Raw genomic sequence first — 19,034 nt, 5'->3', positions numbered from 1 at the left:
GGCCATCGACCGCGGCCCCTCGGTGGTTCTGCTAGATCCAGGTGTCCAGCCACATCCGGTCGCGCCACGAACCGTCGGGGATCGGCGTGCCCGTGAAGATCGGCCAGAAGTAGATGAAGTTCCAGATGATCAGCAGGACCAGGACGCCCGCCCCGATCGCGCCCAGCGTCCGCCGCCGTTCGCCCGTCGGATCGCCGGAACCCAGGCCGAGTTCGTCCTTCGGCCCGGTCCCGGCCGCCGGGCCCAGCATCGCGCCGATCATCATCGTCACCGCCAGACACAGGAACGGAACGAACACGACCGCGTAGAAGAGGAAGATCGTCCGCTCCTGGTAGAAGAACCAGGGCAGCCAGCCCGCCGCCACGCCGCAGGCGATCGCCCCCGCCCGCCAGTCGCGCCGGAAGAACCACCGCCACAGCACGTACACCAGGGCGAAGCACGCCGCCCACCACAGCAGCGGCGTCCCGATCGCCAGCACCTCGCGCGCGCACTTGCCGGTCGCCGACGCCTTGCAGCCCGGCTCCTCCTCCCAGAAGTACGAGACGGGCCGGCCCAGCACGATCCAGCTCCACGGATTGGACTGGTAGGTGTGGCCGGACGTCAGGTTCACATGGAATTCGTAGACCTGGTACTCGTAGTGCCACAGGCTGCGCAGCCAGTCCGGCAGCCAGGTCCAGTTGCCGCCCCGGCCGTCGGTCTGCGCCCAGTTCCGGTAGTAGCCCTTGCCGGTGACGATCCAGCCGGTCCAGGAGACGAGGTACGTCAGGATCGCGACCGGGACCGTCGAGACGAACGCCGGCACCAGATCCCGCTTCAGCACCGCCAGGTACGGCCGGACCGCACCCGCGGTGCGGCGCGCGCCGACGTCCCACAACACCGTCATCAGGCCGAAGGCGGCCAGGATGTACAGGCCGTTCCACTTGGTGGCGAAGGCCAGACCCAGCATCAGGCCCGCGGTGATCCGCCAGGGCCGCCAGCCGAGCCGCAGGTTCTCCGCGACCCCCGCGTCGGGGCGCAGCACCCCTTCCTCGTCGACCGGCAGCGCCGCGGCCAGTCTGCGCCGGGCCCAGTCGCGGTCGATCAGGAGCGCGCCGAACGCCGCCAGCACGAAGAACATCAGCACCAGGTCGAGCAGCGCGGTGCGGCTCATCACGAAGTGCAGACCGTCGACGGTGAGCAGGGCGCCCGCCAGGCAGCCCAGGAACGTCGAGCGGAACAGCCGCCGGCCGATCCGGCACAGCATCAGCACCGACAGCGTGCCGAGCACCGCCACCATGAACCGCCAGCCGAACGGCGTGAACCCGAAGAAGTGCTCACCGAGCCCGATGATCCACTTGCCGACCGGCGGGTGCACGACATAGCCCGGGTCCACCGGGATGTCCACCTTCGACGGGTCCGCGAGGATCAGCTTGTCGATGTCCTTGGGCCAGTCGCCCTCGTACCCCTGGTTGATCAGGGCCCAGGAGTCCTTGGCGTAGTACGTCTCGTCGAATATCAGCGCGTGCGGGCTGCCCAGATTCCAGAACCGCAGCACCCCCGCGACCAGCGCCACCAGCAGCGGACCGCCCCACGCCGACCACCGCACCAGGCGGTCGGCCATCGGCGGTGAGATCCCGAGCACCGCCCACAACTGGATGCCGGGCCTGGTGTACGGCGGGACAAGCCGCTCGCGCAGCCCGATCCCGGGCCGGGGCGAATGGCCGAAGCGGCGCAGCCGCTGCTGCCAGGAGGCCGGTGCTTCGCCGTGCGGTTCCCCGGCGTCTTGGCCCTTCCGGGCTTCGGGCGCAGTACTCGTCACCGCGCCATCGTAGGGAACGCATCTGTGCGAACGCTGTCGCCCGTGCTGGGAGGATGGCTTTGTGACTGGAACGACTGGAACGCTGGTACTCGCAGGAACCCCCATCGGCGATGTGGCGGACGCCCCGCCGCGCCTCGCCGCCGAGCTGGAGACGGCGGACGTCGTCGCCGCCGAGGACACCCGCAGGCTTCGCCGCCTCACGCAGGCGCTCGGCATCCACACCACGGGGCGGGTCGTCTCCTACTTCGAGGGCAACGAGTCGGCCCGTACGCCCGAACTCGTCGAGGCACTGACCGGCGGCGCCCGGGTCCTGCTGGTCACGGACGCCGGGATGCCGTCCGTATCCGACCCCGGCTACCGGCTGGTGGCCGCCGCCGTGGAGAAGGACATCAAGGTCACCGCGGTCCCCGGCCCGTCCGCCGTGCTCACCGCGCTCGCCCTGTCCGCGCTGCCCGTCGACCGCTTCTGCTTCGAGGGCTTCCTGCCCCGCAAGGCCGGCGAACGGCTCGGCCGGCTCCGCGAGGTCGCCGACGAGCGCCGCACCATGGTCTTCTTCGAGGCCCCGCACCGGCTCGACGACACCCTCGCCGCGATGGCCGAGGTCTTCGGCGCCGACCGCAGGGCCGCCGTGTGCCGGGAACTGACCAAGACCTACGAGGAAGTGAAGCGCGGCCCGCTGGGCGAACTGGCCGTCTGGGCGGCCGAAGGGGTACGCGGCGAGATCACCGTCGTCGTCGAGGGCGCGGCCGAGTCCGGACCCGAGGAACTGGACGCCGAGGAGCTGGTACGCAGGGTGCGGGTGCGCGAGGAGGCGGGGGAGCGGCGCAAGGAGGCGATCGCCGCCGTGGCCGCCGACGCGGGGCTGCCCAAGCGCGAAGTGTTCGACGCGGTCGTCGCGGCAAAGAACGCGGCGCGAACCGGTCCTGCGGAGGGCAAAGGACTGTCGTGAAAAGCAAAGCGAGAGCCGCGTACCGGGCCTTTCTGCCACGCGCAGGCCAAAAGCGCTCCAACAGTCGACAGGGCCCGGTGCGTTCCTGCCGGTAAAGGCGTCCACTGAAGCAGGGACGCATTCTCCGGAGCGTTTGCCCGGAGTGCCTGTCCGGCGGACAAAGGAGCGGGCATGAGCGAGATCGCAGCAGCCACCGCACACGAGGCGTACGCCTTCGCCTGCATGAGGTGCGGGCACGGCTGGGAGCAGGCCTACGAGATAGAGCACCACGTCGACGGATCGAACAACGCCTTCGTCATATACAAGGCGGACGGGGAGCGGGTGCCCTCCCCTCTTTCCCGGCCCAGCTGCGCGAACTGCGGCGGACACGTGGTCCGGATCATGCGGTCCGGCCGGGTCTCGACCGTCCAGCAGCTGCTCCACAACCCCCAGCCGTCGCGGCCGGCGGCCCAGAGCGACGAGGCCACCGCCCCCGCGGGCACCGGGCACCACTGGCACCTGTCCGACCTGCTGCACTCCTTCCACCGGAGGTAGGCCCCCGGTTCGTCCCACTGCGGGCCGGGCGTACCGGCGGGTCCTCGTACGATCGTCGTCATGAGCCGTACCGAAGCCCCGCCGCTGCCCGAACCCCTCCGGGTACCGGTCGCCGATTCGCACACCCACCTGGACATGCAGGACGCGACCGTCGAGGAGGGCCTGGCCAGGGCCGCCGCGGTCAATGTGACCACCGTGGTCCAGGTGGGATGCGACGTGGCCGGTTCGCGGTGGGCCGCCGAGACCGCCGCCGCGCACCCGAACGTGCACGCGGCGGTCGCCCTGCACCCCAACGAGGCGCCGCGCATCGTGCACGGCGACCCCGAGGGCACCGCCCGCCAGGGGGCGCGCGCGGCGGGCGGCACGGCGGCGCTGCACGAGGCGCTCGCCGAGATCGACGCGCTGGCCGCGCTCGACCACGTACGCGGCGTCGGCGAGACCGGGCTCGACTGCTTCCGTACCGGCCCCGAGGGCATGGCCGCGCAGGAGGAGTCCTTCCGGGCCCACATCGAGATCGCCAAGCGGCACGGCAAGGCGCTGGTCATCCACGACCGCGAGGCGCACGCGGACGTGCTGCGCATCCTCGCCGACGCGGGCGCCCCCGAGCGGACCGTGTTCCACTGCTACTCCGGCGACGCCGACATGGCCCGGATCTGCGCGGACGCCGGGTACTTCATGTCCTTCGCGGGCAACGTCACCTTCAAGAACGCCCAGCCGCTGCGGGACGCCCTGGCCGTCGCGCCGACGGAGCTGGTCCTGGTCGAGACGGACGCCCCGTTCCTGACGCCCGCCCCGTACCGGGGGCGGCCCAACGCGCCGTATCTCATCCCCGTCACACTGCGCGCCATGGCGGCGGTGAAGGGCGTGGACGAGGACACCCTGGCGGAGGCGATCGCGGACAACACGGCGCGGGCCTTCGACTACTGAGACCGCTGAGCGCCACGGCGGCGGGCGCGAATCGCGGGGGCCCTTACGCTTTACAGGTGAGCACCACTGAGCCCGACGCCCTCCTGGGCCCCGCAGACATCCGCGAGCTGGCCGCCGAGCTGGGCGTACGCCCGACCAAGCAGCGCGGCCAGAACTTCGTCATCGACGCCAATACGGTCCGCCGGATCGTACGGACGGCTCAGGTCCGTCCGGACGACGTCGTCGTCGAGGTCGGCCCGGGGCTCGGCTCGTTGACCCTGGCGCTGCTGGAGGCGGCGGACCGGGTCGTCGCCGTCGAGATCGACGACGTGCTGGCGGGCGCGCTGCCGGCCACGGTCGCGGCCCGGATGCCGGGGCGCGCCGACCGGTTCGCCCTGGTGCACTCCGACGCGATGCTGGTCCGGGAGCTGCCCGGCCCGGCGCCGACCGCGCTGGTCGCGAACCTGCCGTACAACGTCGCCGTACCGGTCCTGCTGACGATGCTGGAGCGCTTCCCGTCCATCGAGCGCACCCTCGTCATGGTCCAGGCCGAGGTCGCCGACCGGCTGGCCGCACGGCCGGGCAACAAGGTCTACGGCGTGCCGTCGGTGAAGGCCAACTGGTACGCGGACGTCAAGCGGGCCGGCTCCATCGGCCGCAACGTCTTCTGGCCCGCCCCGAACGTGGACTCCGGACTGGTCTCCCTGGTCCGGCGCACCGAGCCGATCGCGACGAGCGCGAGCAGGACCGAGGTCTTCGCGGTCGTCGACGCGGCCTTCGCCCAGCGCCGCAAGACGCTGCGGGCGGCCCTGGCCGGCTGGGCCGGCTCCGCACCCGCCGCCGAGGCGGCCCTGGTCGCGGCCGGGATCTCGCCGCAGGCCCGGGGCGAGTCGCTGACCGTCGAGGAGTTCGCCGCCATCGCCGAGAACAAGCCCTCCGGCACCACCGAGGCCGCCGGGACCGCCGGGACCTCCGGAACCGCCGGGAACGAGCCCTCAGGGAGTGGCGAGTGAGCATCACCGTCCGCGTACCCGCCAAGGTCAACGTCCAGCTCGCGGTCGGCGCCCCGCGCCCCGACGGCTTCCACGACCTGGCCAATGTCTTCCTCGCCGTCGGCCTGTACGACGAGGTCACCGTCACCCCCGCCGACGGGCTGCGCATCACCTGCTCCGGCCCGGACGCCGCCCAGGTCCCGCTGGACGCGAGCAACCTCGCCGCCCGCGCCGCGATCGCGCTGGCCGAGCGGCACGGCATCGCACCCGATGTGCACATCCACATCGCCAAGGACATCCCCGTCGCGGGCGGCATGGCGGGCGGCAGTGCCGACGGCGCGGCCGCCCTGCTGGCCTGCGACGCCCTCTGGTCCACCGGCGCCACCCGGGACGAGCTCCTCGCCATCTGCGCCGAGCTGGGCAGCGACGTCCCGTTCAGCCTGGTCGGCGGCGCCGCCCTCGGCACCGGACGCGGCGAGCGGCTCACCCCGATCGACGTCGGGGGCACCTTCCACTGGGTCTTCGCGGTCGCCGACGGCGGGCTCTCCACCCCGGCCGTCTACGGCGAGTTCGACCGGCTGACCGCGGACACCGACGTCCCCGAGCCGGAAGCCTCCCCCGCGCTCCTCGACGCCCTGCGCACCGGCGACGCCACCGCGCTCGCCGCGGCGCTCACCAACGACCTCCAGCCCGCCGCGCTCTCCCTGCGCCCCTCGCTCGCCGACACCCTCGCCGCGGGCACCGCGGCCGGCGCCCTGGCCGCCCTGGTCTCCGGCTCCGGACCGACCACCGCGTTCCTGGTGGCGGACGAGGAGTCGGCCCGCAAGGTCGCCGAGGCACTGCTCACCTCCGGCACCTGCCGCAACGCACGGACGGCGGTGTCCCCGGCGCCGGGGGCCACGGTCGTCTGACGGAGCCTGCCTCCACGCGGGGCGGCAAGGGCGAGCGGACATCGCACCGCCGCCGCCCCGTACCCTGGGAAGCCGATCGTTCCCCCTGGGCAGGAGTGAAATGGCCGTCAATCTGGTCAATGTCGAGCAGGTCAGCAAGGTGTACGGCACCCGTGCCCTGCTCGACGGCGTGTCCCTCGGGGTGTCCGAGGGGGACCGGATCGGTGTCGTGGGCCGCAACGGCGACGGCAAGACGACGCTCATCCGGATGCTCGCCCGGCTGGAGGAGGCGGACAGCGGACGCGTCACCCACAGCGGCGGGCTGCGGCTCGGCGTCCTCACCCAGCACGACTCGCTCGACCCGCAGGCGACCATCCGCCACGAGGTGATCGGCGACCTCGCCGACCACGAGTGGGCGGGCAGCGCCAAGATCCGCGACGTGCTCACCGGGCTCTTCGGCGGGCTGGCCCTGCCGGGCTTCGAGCACGGCCTGGACACCGTCATCGCCCCGCTCTCCGGCGGCGAGCGGCGCCGGATCGCGCTGGCCAAGCTGCTCATCGCCGAGCAGGACCTGATCGTCCTCGACGAGCCGACCAACCACCTCGACGTCGAGGGCATCTCCTGGCTGGCCGGCCACCTGCGGGCCCGCCGCTCCGCGCTCGTCTGCGTCACCCACGACCGCTGGTTCCTCGACCAGGTCTGCACCCGCATGTGGGACGTCCAGCGCGGCGCGGTCCACGAGTACGAGGGCGGCTACAGCGACTACGTCTTCGCGCGGGCCGAGCGGGAGCGGATCGCCGCGACCGAGGAGTCCAAGCGGCAGAACCTGATGCGCAAGGAACTGGCCTGGCTGCGCCGCGGTGCCCCCGCCCGTACGTCCAAGCCGCGCTACCGCATCGAGGCGGCCAACGAGCTGATCGCCGACGTGCCGCCGCCGCGCGACACCAGCGAGCTGATGAAGTTCGCCAACGCCCGGCTCGGCAAGACCGTCTTCGACCTGGAGGACGTGACCGTCCAGGCCGGCCCCAAGACGCTGCTCACCCACCTCACCTGGCAGCTCGGCCCCGGCGACCGGATCGGCCTGGTCGGGGTCAACGGCGCGGGCAAGACCTCGCTGCTGCGGGCGCTGGCCGAGGCGGCCCGCACCCAGGGCGACGCGCAGCCCGCCGCGGGGAAGGTCGTCGTCGGCAAGACCGTCAAGCTGGCCTACCTCTCCCAGGAGGTCCACGAGCTCAACCCGAACCTGCGGGTCCTGGAGGCCGTTCAGCAGGTACGGGACCGGGTCGACCTCGGCAAGGGCCGCGAGATGACCGCGGGCCAGCTCTGCGAGCAGTTCGGCTTCTCGAAGGAGAAGCAGTGGACCCCGGTCGGCGACCTCTCCGGCGGTGAGCGGCGCCGGCTCCAGATCCTGCGCCTGCTGATGGACGAGCCGAACGTCCTCTTCCTCGACGAGCCCACCAACGACCTCGACATCGAGACCCTGACCCAGCTGGAGGACCTCCTCGACGGCTGGCCCGGATCGATGATCGTGATCTCCCACGACCGGTTCTTCATCGAGCGGACCACGGACCGGGTGATGGCGCTGCTCGGCGACCGCGCGCTGCGGATGCTGCCGCGCGGGATCGACGAGTACCTGGAGCGCAGGCAGCGGATGGAGGAGGCGGCCACGCCGTCCGCCGCGCCCGCCCCGGCCAAGGAGACCGCCGCCCCGGCCGCGGCCCTCTCCCCGCAGGCCGCCCGCGCGGCGAAGAAGGAGCTCCAGAAGGTCGAGCGGCAACTCGACAAGATCTCCACACGCGAGACCACGCTGCACGCGCAGATCGCGGAGCACGCCACGGACTTCGAGAAGGTGGCGAAGCTCGACGCGGAGCTGCGCGAACTGGTCGCGGAACGCGACGAGTTGGAGATGCGCTGGCTGGAGCTGGCCGAGGACGCCTGACCGCTTCGGTGCGTCAGGTGTGACGGCTGGGGCTCGTGGGACGGGTGATAGAAAGAAGCCTTGTCCGGCGCGGAAGCCGGCCCGTCCGCACGAAGCACCGAGGGGGACGTGCTGATGACCCAGCCACCCGGCCAGCAACCGCCGCAGGAGGGCTTCGGGGCTCCGTACGACCCCCAGTCCGGTTCATACGATTCCCCGTCCGGCCGGGCCGCCGGCCCGTACGGGCCTCCCGCCCAGCCGCCGGGCCAGGCCGCCGGCCCGTACGGCACCCAGCCCCCGGGTCTGTACAACCCGCCCGCGCAGCCCCCCGGCCCGTACGGGGCGACGCCCACCCAGCCCGGACCATACGGCGTGCCGCCGCAGCCGGGGCTGCACAGCGCGCCCACCCGGTTCGGCCCCTACGGTGCGCCGTCGTCACCGCAGCCCGGTGGCCCCGCCGGCAGCGGCGGCGGAGGGTTCTTCCGGGGTCGGCGCGGGGCGGTCGTCGGCGCCGTGCTCGCGGTGGTGCTGCTGGCCGGCGGTGGCGTCTGGCTGGCCACGAGCGGGGGCGACGGGACGAAGCCCGCGGCGAAGAAGAGCGCCGGCCCGGAGCCGGACACCTCGTCCACCGGCAAGGGCAAGCCCGATGGCAAGGGTGAGGACCAGGGGCCGAGCGACCTCCGCGCGGAGGCCGACGGGATCAACGCCAAGCGCAAGCCGGGCGAGGCGAAGGTCCTCTGGCTCCAGGAGGGCGGCGTCGACCTGCCGCCCAACGGCGCGAACGTGTACGGCCCCTGGATCGTCGGCGACACCGTCGTCAAGGCGATGTTCCACACCGTCTCCGGTTACTCCGTCGCCGACGGCAGCCGGAAGTGGAGCCTGCGCCTGCCGGCCGCGATGTGCGCGGCCCCCTCGCAGGCCACCGCCGACGGCAAGATCGTCCTCGGGGTCCAGACCGGCCACGGCGACCAGGCGATCTGCAGCGCGCTCCAGATGGTCGACCTCACGACCGGCAAGGCCGGTTGGTACAGGACATTCAAGCGACAGGGTGCCTGGGACCTGCTGTCCAACCCCGCGATGGCGATCAACGGCGACACCGTGACCATCGGGCGCAAGACCAGGACGGACGCCTACCGGGTCAGCGACGGCAAGGTGCTCTTCGGGAAACTGCCGGGCAACTGCCAGCCGTTCGGCTTCGCGAGCGGCCCGGTGGCGATCGCCGCGGCCAGCTGCCAGACCGCGGCCGACGACCACAAGGAGCAGCTGGTGGAGCGGATCGACCCCGCCACCGGCAAGGTCCTGTGGAAGTACCAGGTCAAGAAGGGCTGGGAGATCGCGCAGTTCTACTCGGTCAGCCCGCTGGTCGTCTCCCTGAAGAAGGGCGACGAATGGGCGATCATCATGCTCAACGCGGACGGCACCTACCGCTCCCAACTGGTCGGCGGCGACGAGAACTACAAGACGCAGTGCGACACCGACGTGGCCTCCGACGGCAGGAACCTCGACAACTGCCTCGGGGCGGCGGCCGACGACAAGACGGTGTACCTGGCGACCAAGCCCGGTGAGTCCGACCCCACGAACAAGGTCGTCGCCTTCGATCTGGCCAGTGGACAGACGAAGTGGAAGGCCGCCGCCCCCGCCGGGCAGACCCTGATGCCGATGCGGGTGGAGGGCGGCAGGCTGCTGATGTACCTGTCGGCGGCGCAGAACAAGGGCGGCGGCATCGCGTCCCTCCCGCCGGCCGGCGGGACACCGCAGATGGTGGTCCGGCACCCGGCCGCGGGGGCGGAGGCCGAACGCGCGCTCTTCGACGTGCGGGCCGCCTACGTGAACGGGCGTTCCCTCCTCCTGAGCACGAGCCTCAGCGGGATCGAGGACGGGGACGAGAAGCGGGCGAAGTCGCTGGCGGTCTTCGGCAACTGACGGTCCGAGGCGTAACGGAGGCATCACGGGGCGGTTCTCCCTTGGGAACAGGGGGCGGACCGCCCCGGTGCCCGAGGTCTCGCGGGTGGTACAAAGAAGCCCCGCTCGACTGACGTAACGCCGCGGGATCCATGCCTGATTCGCTCCTTTCCAGGGAGTTCAGGGGGTTTCGGCCCCGTGGCGCTCCACGGAATCGCGGGGGAGATCGGACCGGGCACCGGACCGCACGAAGGGGGACGTGCTGATGACCCAGCCGCCCAGCCAGCAACCGCCGCAGGGAGGCTTCGGCGCGCCGCAACAGCCGCCGCAGGGGAGTCCTCAGCCGTCCCAGGGCCCGCCGCAGACGCCGCCACCGGCCCAGCCGCCCACCCAGCCGGGCTACGGCTACCCGCAGGCACCCGGCCAGCCGCCGGGCCAGGCCCCCGGCTACGGCTACCCGCAGCAGCCGGGCCAGCAGCAGCCGGGCCCGTACGGCCAGCAGCAGCCCGGCCCGTATGCCCAGCAGCCGGGCCCCTACGCCCAACAGCCGGGTCCTTACGCCCAGCAGCCCGGTCCGTACGGTCAGCAGCCCGGCCCCTACGGTCAGCAGCCCGGTCACGGCTACCCGCAGCAGCAGTACCCCGGCGCCCCGGCCCCCGGCGGTCCGGGCGGCGGCGCCTCCAAGCGCAAGCCCGCGATCATCATCGGTGCCGCGGCCGCCGCGCTCCTGGTGATCGGCGGCGGCATATTCGTCGCCACGAGCGGGGGCGACGACGAGAAGAAGCCCGTCGCGAAGGAGAGCGGCGACGCCGAGCCGAGCGTCTCGCCCTCCGTCAACGAGGGCGACGGCAACGGCGACGGCGAGGGCCGCGGCGCCGACGACGACCTCAACGCGGGGCGCAAGGCCGGCGAGGCGAAGGTCCTCTGGCTCCAGAAGAACGACATCGACCTGCCGCGCAACGGCTCCGACGTGTACGGCCCCTGGGTGGCCGGCGACACGATCGTCAGGGGCATGTACCGCTCGGTCTCCGGCTACTCGGTCGCCGACGGCAAGCAGAAGTGGACCCTCAAGCTGCCCGCCGACCTGTGTGCGGCGCCCGCCCAGCCCACGACCAACGGCAAGATCGTCATCGGGGTCAAGAACGGCACCACCGACAAGGCGGACTGCGCCGATCTCCAGATGCTCGACCTCGCCACGGGCAAGGCCGGCTGGAAGAAGTCGATCAAGCAGAACGGCACCTGGGACTTCCTGTCGGACATCTCGCTGGCCATCAGCGGCGACACCGTGACGGTCGGGCGCACCGGGAACTCCAACGCCTACCGGGTCAGCGACGGCAAGGAACTGTTCGGCAAGCCGTCCGGCATCTGCCAGCCGTTCGCCTTCGCCGGCGGGTCCAAGCTGATCGCCGCCTCCAACTGCCGCACCGACGACGTCAACAACCCGCAGCACCAGATCCAGCAGCTCGACCCGAACACGGGGAAGGCCATGTGGACCTACCGGCCCAAGCGCGGCTGGGAGATCGACAAGGTCTACTCGGTCGGCCCGCTGGTGGTCTCGCTGAAGAAGGACAAGGAGTGGAGCATCCTCGCGCTGAAGGAGAACGGCACTCTCCGCACCGGCATCACCAGCGACAAGGGTGACAAGTTCGCCCCGGACTGCGGCAGCGCCTTCGCCATCTTCGGCAAGTCCCTCGACGGCTGCACCGGAGTCGCCGCCGACGCCAACACCTTCTACATGGCGACCGCGCCGGACTCCAGCGGCACCGCCCGTACGAACAAGGTCGTGGCGTTCGACCTGAACACCGGCAAGTCCAAGTGGAAGGCGGCCGCCCCGGCCGAGCGCACGGTGAAGCCGCTGCGCATGGAGGGCGGCAATGTGCTGCTCTACGTGGAGACCGCCTACGAGAAGGGCGGCGGCATCGCCACCCTCGCACCGACCGGCGGCGCCCCGCGGATGCTGCTGCAGCACCCCGCGTCGACGTCCGAGATCGAGCGCGGCTTCTACAGCACGAAGGTCCTCTACGCGGGCGGCCGTTCGTTCATCGCCAGCGGCCGGGTCAGCGCCAGGAACGACAAGGAAGAGCTGGAGACGAAGACCATGATGGCCTTCGGCAACTGACGGCTCACGACGCCCCTCGACGGCACCACCCTGCCGTCGGAGCCCCACGGCTCATGACCGGCAGCGGCCGGAGCACACCGACCGCTGCCGGACCCGTCCCACCGACTCCCTTTCCCCCAGAGGTACGTACGCCATGACGCAGCCGCCCCAGCCGCCCAACGATCCGCCCCAGGGCGGATTCGGTGCCCCGCAGGACCCCCCGCCCGGTGGGTTCGGCGCCCCGACGCCGCCGCCCGCGGACCCGTTCGGCAAGCAGCAGGCCACCCCGCCCGCCGGCGGCTTCGGCGCTCCGACGCCGCCGCCCGCTGACACCCCGCCGCCCGCCGGCGCACCGCAGCAGCCGGGCCCCGGTTACGGCTACCCGCAGGGTCAGCAGCCGGGCTACGGCTACCCGCAGAACCAGCCCACGCAGCCCGGTTACGGCTACCCGCAGGCGCCCGTGCCCGGACAGCCGCAGCAGGGTTACGGATTCCCCCAGGGCCTGCCGCCCGGCCAGCCGCCGCAGCAGGGGTACGGCTACCAGACCGCCCCGATGCAGCAGCCGCAGATGCCGCCGCAGAACGGCGACGGCGGCAAGAAGTTCTCCACCCAGATGCAGATCATCGTCGCCGCCTCGGTCGCCGTGGTGCTGATCGTCGCGGGCGGCATCTGGTACGCCTCCGGCGACGGCGGCGACAAGAAGGAGGAGGCGTCCTCGTCCAGCGGCGCCACCGAGGGCAAGGACGGCGAGAACAAGGGCGGCAACGCCGTCGACGGCGCCGGCACGGAGAAGGCTCCCGCGGACCCCAAGTCCAAGGTCGCCTTCCAGCTGCCGCTGCCCAAGGTCACAGACATCACCAAGGTCGACGGCTCCTGGCTGACCGACAAGGCGTACGTGAAGACCGGCCTGAACGAGATCGTGGCCTACGACCCGGCCAAGGGCACCAAGCTGTGGTCCATCCCGCTGGCGGGCCAGGTCTGCGCCGCGTCCCGGCACATGTCCAAGGACTTCAAGACCGCGATCGTCTTCGAGCAGAGCAAGCCGACCAAGGCGACCAAGTACCCGCCGTGCAACCAGGTCGGCGCGCTCGACCTGAGCACCGGCAAGCTGATCTGGAGCAAGTCGGTGACCGCCGCCACCAGCGGTGACGCGGCCGTCAGGTTCGACGAGGTCACGCTCAGCGGCACCACGGTCGCCGCGGGCGGATCCGAGGGCGGCGCCGCCTTCGACCTGAACACCGGCGCCGAGCGCTGGAAGCCCAAGGCCACCACCGACGGCTGCTACGACAAGGGGTACGGCGGCGGCGAAGCACTCGCGGTGGTCCGCAAGTGCGGTACGTACGACGACCCGCAGCTCGTCATCCAGGCGCTGAACCCCACCACCGGCGCCCCGCTCTCCTCGTACAAGATGCCGCCCGGCGTCGACTACGCGAGCATCGTCTCCACCAAGCCGCTGGTCGTCGCCGCCGACGTCGGCGACACCGCCGGTGACGGCAGCGGCATCTCGGACTTCTTCTCGATCGACGCCTCCACCGGCAAGCTGCTCACCAGGATCGCGGCGGACGGCGAGAAGTACGCGGCGCGCTGCGCCTCCACCGAGGTCGAGAGCTGCAGCCAGCTGGCCGTCGGCAACAACCGCATCTACGTGCCGACCGAGGACCACGAGGGCACCGGCGAGTACGGCGACACCAACGAGATCGTCTCCTTCGACCTCACCACCGGCAAGCCGACCAGCGACAAGGCCGACGCGGGTGAGCGCTACACGATGTTCCCGATCCGCATGGACGGCGGCAACATCATCGCCTACCGGGTTCCCCCGTACGACAAGGGCGGCCAGGTCGTCTCCATCGACGGCGCCACGTTCAAGCAGACGGTGCTGATGGAGAACCCGAGCGACGAGTCCATCCGGGACGCGGAGACCAGCTTCACGCCGGACTACTCCGAGTTCCGCTACAGCGACGGGCACCTGTACCTGTCCAGCACGATGGTCAGCAAGCCGAGTGGCTCGCTGGACGCGAGCCGCCGGCTGGTGGTCAGCTTCAGCAGGCCGTAGCAGCGGGCCGTACGTGTGCGGGGGTGGTGTCCGTTCATCGGGCACCACCCCCGCGCACGTTCGGGATCGGATGTGCGAGCCGTCGAAGTGATCCGTAACGGTCGGCAGGCAGATCACAACGGTGATCAGTCGGACATGGCACACCGACAACCGGTCCCGAACACGCGTCGATCCGGCGTTCCGGCGCCTTTTGGCCGGTAAGACGCCCGCGGCGTCGAACAAGCGTGTAGCTTGCCGGGTCAGGAGAGCCGGGGGGCCCGGTGTGCCGGTGCAACGGGGGTGTGCTCGATGAGCGTGCGGCTCATGGTGGTCGATGACCACAGACTGCTCGCCGAGGCACTCGCCTCGGCCCTGAAACTGCGGGGCCACCGGGTCCTCGCGGCGGCCGCACCGACATCGGGGGCGGCGGAGCTGGTGGTCAGCAGGGCCCCGGAGGTCTGCCTGTTCGGCACCTCGGCACCGGCCGAACCCGGCGCCTTCGACCCGATCGTACGGATCCGGCGCGAGCGCCCGCAGGTGGCCGTCGTGGTGCTGGGACCGGTGCCCAGCCCGCGCGGGATCGCGGCGGCCTTCGCGGCGGGGGCCGCGGGATACGTCCGCCACGACGAGCGCATGGAGGGCGTCGAACGGGCGATGGTCAAGGCGCGGGCGGGCGAGGCCGCGGTGGCGCCGCAGCTCCTCCAGGGCGCCTTCGCCGAGCTGCTCAACCCCGCCGCGGCGCCGGACGACGAGGGGCAGCGGCTGCTCCAGATGCTCACCCCGCGCGAGGTCGAGGTCCTGGTACGGGTCGCCGAGGGGGAGGACACCCGGCTGATCGCGGCCGGGATGCGGATCGCGCCGAGCACCGCGCGTACGCATGTGCAGCGGGTGCTGATGAAGCTGGGCGTCGGCTCCCGGCTGGAGGCCGCGGCACTCGCGGCCCGCACGGGGCTGCTGGACCGCGCGGCACCGGCCGGCGGGCCGGGACGGCCGGGTCTCTGAGCCGCGCCGCCACCACCGCTCCTCACATACACAACCTGAACGCCTGTCCGGCCGCTCGGTCGCCCGGCGTGGACCACTCGTTGACGCGGTTGTTGACTTGTGGTTCATTGTGTTTGGTTATGTTTGGAGGAACCTGGTGAAGAAGACGGTTACGACGCTCGCCGACGGCCGGGAGCTGCTCTACTACGACAGCCGTGACGAGGTCGTCCGTGACGCCGTCGACCGGCGCCCCCTCGACGCGGTCTCGACCTCGTCCGAGATCCGCCGGGACCCGTTCCTCGGGGACAGCGTCGCCATCGCCTCGCACCGCCAGGGCCGCATCTACCACCCGCCGGCCGACGAATGCCCGCTCTGCCCCTCGCGGGACGGCCGGCAGAGCGAGATCCCCGAGGCCGACTACGACGTCGCCGTCTTCGAGAACCGCTTCCCCTCGCTCGCCGGTGACTCCGGCCGCTGCGAGGTCGTCTGCTTCACCTCCGACCACGACGCCTCCTTCGCCGACCTCACCGAGGAGCAGGCCGCCCTGGTCCTCGCGGCCTGGACCGACCGCACTGCCGAACTGGCCGAACTCCCGCAGGTCAAGCAGGTGTTCTGCTTCGAGAACCGGGGCGCCGAGATCGGCGTGACCCTCGGCCACCCGCACGGGCAGATCTACGCGTACCCCTTCGTCACCCCGCGCACCGAGCTGATGTTCCGCTCCATGGCCGCCCACCGCGCCGAGACCGGCGGCAACCTCTTCGACGACGTGGTGGCCCGCGAGGAGAAGGACGGCTCCCGGATCGTCATCGACGCCGAGCACTGGGTCGCCTTCGTGCCGTACGCCGCCCACTGGCCGTACGAGGTCCACCTCCACCCCCGCCGCCGCGTCCCCGACCTGCGGGAACTCGACGAGGCCGCGCGCACGGAGTTCCCACAGGTTTATCTGGAACTCTTGAGGCGATTCGACCGGATCTTCGGCCCCGGCGAGCCGCCGACCCCGTACATCTCGGCCTGGCACCAGGCACCGTTCGGGGTCCCCGGACGGGAGGACTTCGGGCTCCATCTGGAGCTTTTCACCATCCGACGTACCTCCGGCAAGCTGAAGTTCCTCGCGGGTTCCGAATCCGGCATGAACGTGTTCATCAACGATGTGCCGCCGGAGGCCGCGGCCCAGCGACTGCGAGAGGTAGCGAGCGAGTGAGCAAGCCCCAGAAGAAGTACCTGGTCACGGGCGGCGCGGGATACGTCGGCAGCGTGGTCGCCCAGCACCTGCTGGAGGCCGGGCACGCGGTCACCGTCCTCGACGACCTCTCGACCGGGTTCCGGGAGGGCGTCCCGGCCGGGGCCGAGTTCATCGAGGGCCGCATCCAGGACGCGGCGAAGTGGCTGGACGCCTCCTACGACGGGGTGCTGCACTTCGCCGCGTACTCCCAGGTCGGCGAGTCCGTCGCGGACCCGGAGAAGTACTGGGTGAACAACGTCGGCGGCTCCGTCGCCCTGCTCGCCGCGATGCGCGACGCCGGGGTGCGCACCCTGGTCTTCTCCTCCACCGCCGCCACCTACGGCGAACCGGCCACCACCCCCATCACCGAGTCCGACGCGACCGCGCCCACCAACCCCTACGGCGCCACCAAGCTCGCCGTCGACCACATGATCACCGGCGAGGCGGCCGCGCACGGACTGGCCGCGGTCTCGCTGCGGTACTTCAACGTGGCCGGGGCGTACGGCAGTTGCGGCGAGCGGCACAGCCCCGAGTCGCACCTCATCCCGCTGGTCCTCCAGGTCGCGCTCGGGCAGCGGGAGTCGATCTCCGTCTACGGCGACGACTACCCCACCCCCGACGGCACCTGCGTCCGCGACTACATCCATGTCGCCGACCTCGCCGAGGCCCACCTGCTGGCCCTGGACACGGCCACCGCCGGCGAGCACCTGATCTGCAACCTCGGCAACGGCAACGGCTTCTCGGTGCGCGAGGTCATCGAGACCGTCCGCGAGGTCACCGGCCACCCCGTCCCGGAGACCGCGGCCCCCCGCCGCGCCGGCGACCCCGCCGTGCTGGTCGCCTCCGCCGCCACCGCCCGGGAGCGGCTCGGCTGGACGCCGACCCGCGCCGACCTGACCGGAATCGTCACCGACGCCTGGACGTTCGCCCGCCGAGAGGAGCCCACCGCCCCATGACCGAGAACACCGAGCCGACCGCCTCCCGCGCCGAGCTGACCGCCTCCTTCGCCGAGCTCTACGGGCGCGAGCCCGAAGGGATCTGGGCGGCCCCCGGCCGGGTCAACCTGATCGGCGAGTACACCGACTTCAACGACGGCTTCGTCATGCCGCTCGCCCTGCCGCACACCGCACGCGCCGCCGTCGCCCGCCGCACCGACGGCGAACTGCGGCTCCACTCCACCGACGTGCCCGGCGGCGTCGTCCAGCTCCGGATCGACGAACTGGCCCCGCACCAGGGGCACGGCTGGGCGGCCTACCCCGCCGGAGTCGTCTGGGCGCTGCGCGCGGCCGGCCACCCGGTCACCGGGGCGGACATCCAGCTCACCTCCACCGTCCCCACCGGCGCGGGGCTGTCCTCCTCCGCCGCGCTGGAGGTCGTCACCGCGCTCGCCCTGAACGACCTCTTCGAACTCGGGCTCTCCGCACCGGAGCTGGCGGTTCTCGGCCAGCGCGCCGAGAACGACTTCGTGGGTGTGCCGTGCGGGGTCATGGACCAGATGGCGTCCGCCTGCTGCACCGAGGGCCACGCACTGCACCTCGACACCCGCGACCTCACCCAGCGCCAGATCCCCTTCGACCTGGCCGCCCAGGGACTGCGGCTGCTCGTGGTCGACACCCAGGTCAAGCACGCGCTCGGCGACGGCGCCTACGCCGAGCGGCGGGCCGGCTGCGAGGCGGGCGCGGCGGCGCTCGGCGTGCGGACGCTGCGCGAGGTGCCGTACGAGGGCCTCGGCGCGGCCCTGGACACCCTGGCCGCGGCCGGCGTCGACGAGTCCGTGGTGCGCTACGTACGCCATGTGGTCAGCGACAACCAGCGTGTCGAGCAGGTCATCGCCCTGCTCGACGCGGGCGACGCGCGGGCCGCGGGCCCGGTGCTCAACGCCGGGCACGTCTCGCTCCGCGACGATCTGCGGGTCTCCTGCCCGGAACTGGACCTGGTGGTGTCGGCGGCGAACGAGGCCGGGGCGCTCGGTGCGCGGATGACCGGCGGCGGCTTCGGCGGCTCGGCGATCGTGCTGGTGGAGCAGGAGCAGGCGGACACGGTCGCCAAGTCCGTGCTGGAGGCGTTCGCCGCCGCGGGCCACACGGCGCCGCGGATCTTCCCGGCCGTGCCCTCGGCGGGCGCCCGCCGCCTCGGCTGAGCTCCTTCGTCAGGACGGAGTCGCGAGCTCCTTCGTCAGGACGGAGCCGCGAGCTCCTTCGTCAGGATGAACTCGGTGACCCCGGGCGGGTAGTTCTCGACCCGCCCGCTCACCTCGTAGCCCCGCTCCCGGTAGAAGCCGGGCGCCTGGAAGCCCCAGGTCTCCAGCCGGGAGCGGGTGCAGCCCCGGTCCGCCGCGGCCACCCGTTCCGCCTCCGCGAGCAGCAGCGAGCCCAGGCCCCGGCCGCGGTGGCGGGCGTCGACCCAGAGCTGGTCCACATGGAGCCAGTACGCCCAGGTGCGGCCGGTCAGGCCGCCTGCGACGGCGCCCTCGATGTCCACCGCCCATACCTCCAGCGGGAGTTCCCGCCCGGCGCGGGTGGTGCGCAGCGCGCGCAGCTCCGGGGAGCGGGCCGTGTTGTCGTCCCGCAGCCGCCGGCTCAGTAAGGAACGCCGTCCTTTGTCCACTTCTGTCTCAAGACGGAACATGGGCCACACAGTAGGACGCGGACCCGGCCAGTTCCGCGAATCGGTTTCCGCAGCGGGCCGTCGGCCGTACCCTGATGCACAGCACCGGTGGGGGCCGGTGCTGATTCAGGGGTACGAGACAGTCGGGTACGGCGCCCGGGGCGGACAACAGTCGACACACGGCGGCGGCCGTGGGACTGCGGTC

The 19,034-nt window shown here is 72.0% G+C and carries 15 protein-coding genes; 13 read left to right on the top strand and 2 right to left on the bottom strand.

Going from position 1 to position 19,034, the window contains the following annotated elements; translation table 11 throughout:
• Window positions 1-31 precede the first annotated feature (31 nt).
• The gene (locus tag ACFYY7_RS19390; RefSeq protein WP_388662897.1) at window positions 32-1,798 is read right to left on the bottom strand and encodes a dolichyl-phosphate-mannose--protein mannosyltransferase; all 1,767 of its coding nucleotides are present in this window, start codon (window positions 1,796-1,798) and stop codon (window positions 32-34) included.
• Window positions 1,799-1,859: 61 nt separating this feature from the next.
• On the opposite strand from ACFYY7_RS19390, the gene rsmI reads away from it, so the two are divergent.
• The 13 genes from rsmI to galK all read left to right on the top strand — a co-directional run bounded on the left by rsmI (window position 1,860) and on the right by galK (window position 18,362).
• Entirely contained in the window at window positions 1,860-2,747 is an 888-nt protein-coding gene (rsmI, locus tag ACFYY7_RS19385; protein WP_266732281.1) for a 16S rRNA (cytidine(1402)-2'-O)-methyltransferase, read from the top strand.
• Window positions 2,748-2,918: 171 nt separating this feature from the next.
• Complete coding sequence (locus tag ACFYY7_RS19380) at window positions 2,919-3,281, top strand: hypothetical protein (RefSeq protein ID WP_388662895.1); 363 nt, start codon at window positions 2,919-2,921, stop codon at window positions 3,279-3,281.
• Between the two features lie 60 nt (window positions 3,282-3,341).
• On the top strand, window positions 3,342-4,208 hold the full coding sequence (locus ACFYY7_RS19375; RefSeq protein ID WP_388662893.1) for a TatD family hydrolase: 867 nt from the start codon (window positions 3,342-3,344) through the stop codon (window positions 4,206-4,208).
• A 56-nt stretch (window positions 4,209-4,264) separates the two neighbouring features.
• A complete protein-coding gene (gene rsmA, locus ACFYY7_RS19370) occupies window positions 4,265-5,200 on the top strand; it encodes a 16S rRNA (adenine(1518)-N(6)/adenine(1519)-N(6))-dimethyltransferase RsmA (protein WP_388662891.1) in 936 nt (311 codons plus the stop codon).
• Entirely contained in the window at window positions 5,197-6,090 is an 894-nt protein-coding gene (locus tag ACFYY7_RS19365; protein WP_388662890.1) for a 4-(cytidine 5'-diphospho)-2-C-methyl-D-erythritol kinase, read from the top strand. The genes rsmA and ACFYY7_RS19365 overlap by 4 nt, the downstream gene beginning before the upstream one ends.
• A 100-nt stretch (window positions 6,091-6,190) precedes the next feature.
• Window positions 6,191-8,008 (top strand): ABC-F family ATP-binding cassette domain-containing protein, encoded by a 1,818-nt coding sequence (locus ACFYY7_RS19360; protein ID WP_388662888.1) that lies wholly within the window; start codon window positions 6,191-6,193, stop codon window positions 8,006-8,008.
• Window positions 8,009-8,122: 114 nt separating this feature from the next.
• Window positions 8,123-9,910, top strand: a complete 1,788-nt coding sequence (locus tag ACFYY7_RS19355) for a PQQ-binding-like beta-propeller repeat protein (RefSeq protein ID WP_388662886.1) — start codon at window positions 8,123-8,125, stop codon at window positions 9,908-9,910.
• 244 nt (window positions 9,911-10,154) lie between these two features.
• Window positions 10,155-12,008, top strand: coding sequence for a PQQ-binding-like beta-propeller repeat protein (locus tag ACFYY7_RS19350; protein ID WP_388662884.1), 1,854 nt, complete (start codon window positions 10,155-10,157; stop codon window positions 12,006-12,008).
• 133 nt (window positions 12,009-12,141) lie between these two features.
• Window positions 12,142-14,040 carry a PQQ-binding-like beta-propeller repeat protein gene (locus ACFYY7_RS19345; protein WP_388662882.1) on the top strand — a complete coding sequence of 633 codons (1,899 nt, stop codon included), beginning with the start codon at window positions 12,142-12,144 and terminating at the stop codon, window positions 14,038-14,040.
• A gap of 288 nt (window positions 14,041-14,328) precedes the next feature.
• Window positions 14,329-15,021, top strand: coding sequence for a LuxR C-terminal-related transcriptional regulator (locus ACFYY7_RS19340; protein ID WP_356083206.1), 693 nt, complete (start codon window positions 14,329-14,331; stop codon window positions 15,019-15,021).
• A gap of 136 nt (window positions 15,022-15,157) precedes the next feature.
• The gene (gene galT / locus ACFYY7_RS19335) at window positions 15,158-16,201 is read left to right on the top strand and encodes a galactose-1-phosphate uridylyltransferase (RefSeq protein WP_360932044.1); all 1,044 of its coding nucleotides are present in this window, start codon (window positions 15,158-15,160) and stop codon (window positions 16,199-16,201) included.
• Window positions 16,198-17,178, top strand: a complete 981-nt coding sequence (galE, locus tag ACFYY7_RS19330; RefSeq protein ID WP_388662880.1) for a UDP-glucose 4-epimerase GalE — start codon at window positions 16,198-16,200, stop codon at window positions 17,176-17,178. The genes galT and galE overlap by 4 nt, the downstream gene beginning before the upstream one ends.
• Entirely contained in the window at window positions 17,175-18,362 is a 1,188-nt protein-coding gene (gene galK / locus ACFYY7_RS19325; protein WP_388662879.1) for a galactokinase, read from the top strand. The genes galE and galK overlap by 4 nt, the downstream gene beginning before the upstream one ends.
• 35 nt (window positions 18,363-18,397) lie before the next feature.
• Here galK and ACFYY7_RS19320 read toward each other — a convergent pair whose 3' ends face one another.
• The gene (locus tag ACFYY7_RS19320; protein WP_388662877.1) at window positions 18,398-18,850 is read right to left on the bottom strand and encodes a GNAT family N-acetyltransferase; all 453 of its coding nucleotides are present in this window, start codon (window positions 18,848-18,850) and stop codon (window positions 18,398-18,400) included.
• Window positions 18,851-19,034: the final 184 nt, after the last annotated feature.

Source organism: Streptomyces sp. NPDC001933, from assembly GCF_042890955.1.
GTDB lineage: Bacteria > Actinomycetota > Actinomycetes > Streptomycetales > Streptomycetaceae > Streptomyces.
The sequence above is the reverse complement of the archived record's forward strand: the minus strand, read 5'-3'. Positions and strand labels throughout refer to the sequence as shown.

Excerpts from the sequence above, each read along its gene's own strand:
- ACFYY7_RS19380 (WP_388662895.1), top strand. The coding sequence starts at position 2,919 with ATGAGCGAGATCGCAGCAGCCACCGCACACGAGGCGTACGCCTTCGCC.
- ACFYY7_RS19375 (WP_388662893.1), top strand. The coding sequence starts at position 3,342 with ATGAGCCGTACCGAAGCCCCGCCGCTGCCCGAACCCCTCCGGGTACCG.
- ACFYY7_RS19360 (WP_388662888.1), top strand. The coding sequence starts at position 6,191 with ATGGCCGTCAATCTGGTCAATGTCGAGCAGGTCAGCAAGGTGTACGGC.
- ACFYY7_RS19355 (WP_388662886.1), top strand. The coding sequence starts at position 8,123 with ATGACCCAGCCACCCGGCCAGCAACCGCCGCAGGAGGGCTTCGGGGCT.
- ACFYY7_RS19350 (WP_388662884.1), top strand. The coding sequence starts at position 10,155 with ATGACCCAGCCGCCCAGCCAGCAACCGCCGCAGGGAGGCTTCGGCGCG.
- ACFYY7_RS19345 (WP_388662882.1), top strand. The coding sequence starts at position 12,142 with ATGACGCAGCCGCCCCAGCCGCCCAACGATCCGCCCCAGGGCGGATTC.
- ACFYY7_RS19340 (WP_356083206.1), top strand. The coding sequence starts at position 14,329 with ATGAGCGTGCGGCTCATGGTGGTCGATGACCACAGACTGCTCGCCGAG.
- galK (WP_388662879.1), top strand. The coding sequence starts at position 17,175 with ATGACCGAGAACACCGAGCCGACCGCCTCCCGCGCCGAGCTGACCGCC.
- ACFYY7_RS19320 (WP_388662877.1), bottom strand. The coding sequence starts at position 18,850 with ATGTTCCGTCTTGAGACAGAAGTGGACAAAGGACGGCGTTCCTTACTG.